Annotated in this window: 1 protein-coding gene; it reads left to right on the forward strand. The window is 65.2% G+C overall.

The window, feature by feature from the left end; genetic code table 11:
• Positions 1-121: 121 nt before the first annotated feature.
• Positions 122-2,467 (forward strand): non-ribosomal peptide synthetase (locus tag AU072_RS23235; RefSeq protein WP_407937621.1); only part of this gene is annotated, 2,346 nt, incomplete at its 3' end.

Raw genomic sequence — 2,467 nt, forward strand, 5'->3', positions numbered from 1 at the left:
CTCTGGTTCCAAGCCCTCACCGGCATCTGCACCCACGTCCACGCAGGCGGCGGCGGCCTCACCCCCTCCGACATCGCCGTCAGCCTCAACCAACAGCAGATCGACCGCTTGCAGAGCCGATATGCAGATCGCTGACGTCCTGCCACTGACCCCCCTGCAGCAGGGGCTGCTCTTTCACGCCCGTACGCAGACGACCGATGTGTATGCCGTGCAACTGGATACCACCGTGGCCGGCCCCCTTGAACCTCACAAATTGCACGAAGCGGTGGACACGGTGGTCAAACGCCACCCTCATCTGGTGGCCCGTTTCTCCGATGAGTTCGACGAGCCGGTGCAGATCATCCCGGCCGATCCCGCCGCGGGGTGGCGGTACATCGGCACCCTTGCCGAGGGACTCGATGTCGACGACCAGATCCAGCGAATCTGCGCCGAGGAACGCGCCGCGGTCAGCGACCTGGCTGACGGGCCCGTCTTCCGGGTGGCGTTGATCCGTATCGCTGAACACCGGCATCGGCTGGTGATGACCAATCACCACATCGTGATGGACGGCTGGTCGCTGCCGATCCTCGTCGGAGAGATCTTCGCCAGCTATCAGGGACAGAGGTTGCCGGCGCCCGCGCCGTACCGCAGCTTCGTCGCGTGGCTGATCAGCCGGGATCGCGATGCGGCCCGCACAGCCTGGCAGGATTACCTGGCGGGTTTCGACACCCCCACATTGGTGGGCCCGCCCGACCGCTCCTCACTCGGCCCCCGCGCCGTGGAAACCTTCCAGATACCGGCCGAAATCACCCGCGACATCAGCGAATTGGCACGATCCCACCACACCACCACCAACATCGTGCTGCAAGCCGCATGGGCCCAACTACTGATGTGGCTCACCGACCGCCGCGATATCGCCTTCGGCACCACCGTATCGACGAGGCCCGCCGAGGTGCCAGGAGCGGAGTCGATGGTGGGCCTTTTCATCAACACCGTTCCGGTGCGGGCGAATGTCACCGCCGTCACCACCATCGGCGATCTGATCGCACAACTCCACAGCGCTCACCTCGGCACACTCGAACACCAGCATCTGGCGCTGACCGACATCCACCGGATCACCGGTCAGGAAAGGCTTTTCGACACCCTGTTCGTGTACGAGAACTACCCGATCGAGACCGCGGCGCTGTCGGTCAACCACGGGTTGGCCATCACCGAAACCACCGCACGCGAATCGAACCACTACCCAATGACCCTGCAAGCTCAGCCGGGTCGCGAACTCGGCCTCCGGGTCGAGTTCGACACCGACGTGTTCGACGCGAGCACCATCGCGGCGTTGATCGAGCGGCTGACGCGGGTGCTGGCGGTCATGACCGCTGATCCGATGCGGCGGGTCCGGTCGGTGGACGTGCTCGCCGAAGATGAGCATGCGTGGCTGGACGAAGCGGGTAATCGCGCACGGTTGAACCGAATCGACCCTCCGGCGGTCTCGATTCCGGTGTTGTGGTCCGCCCGGGTGACCGAGGCGCCGGGGACTGCCGCAGTCAGCTGCGGTGGCCGGTTGTGGACCTACTTGGAGCTGGATCAAGCGTCGAATCGCCTGGCGCACTTGTTGGCCGACAGCGGTGTGGGACCGGGGCAGTGCGTCGCGCTGCTATTGGAACGATCGGCTGAAGCGGTTGTGGCGATGCTGGCGGTGCTCAAGACGGGAGCCGCCTATCTGGCGATCGACCCGAACCTGCCCGCCGAACGGATCGGATTCATGCTCGTCGATGCCGCGCCGATCAGCGTGGTAACCATCCGCGGACTGGCCGACCGCCTGGACGGGTACGACGTCACGGTCATCGAGCTCGAGGATGCTCGGACAGAAACCTATCCGAGCGAGTTCTCACCGACGCCCACGGCTGATGACCTTGCCTACGTGATCTACACCTCGGGCACCACGGGGACCCCCAAGGGGGTCGCCATCAGCCACCGGAACCTTGCACATCTGGTGAACTCGATGCCCCCGCGTCTTCCCGACAAGCAGGTCTGGACCCAGTGCCACTCATATGCTTTCGACTTTTCGATATGGGAGATCTGGGCCACGCTGCTCAATGGCGGGCGGTTGGTGATCGTGCCCGAGACGATCGTCGACTCACCCGAAGAATTCCGGGCGTTGCTGCTCAACGAGCACGTCACCGTGTTGACTCAGACTCCGCCCGCGCTGAGCGCGCTTCCCGCCGAAGGACTGGAGTCGGTGGCGTTACTGGTCGGTGGTGAGGCGTGTCCGGCGGAGGTGGTGGATCGGTGGGCGCCGGGCCGGGTGATGGTCAACGCCTACGGCCCCACCGAGACCACGGTGTACGCGTCGATGAGCCGCCCACTGGCGCCGGGATCAGGTGCAGCGCCGATCGGGGCGCCCGTTCCGACGACGGCGGTGTTTGTGCTGGACGGTTGGTTGCGTTCGGTGCCGGTGGGTGTGGTGGGGGAGTTGTATGTGGCTGGCGGG

The sequence above is a fragment of the Mycolicibacterium novocastrense genome, assembly GCF_001499835.1.
GTDB classification, from domain to species: Bacteria; Actinomycetota; Actinomycetes; order Mycobacteriales; family Mycobacteriaceae; genus Mycobacterium; species Mycobacterium novocastrense.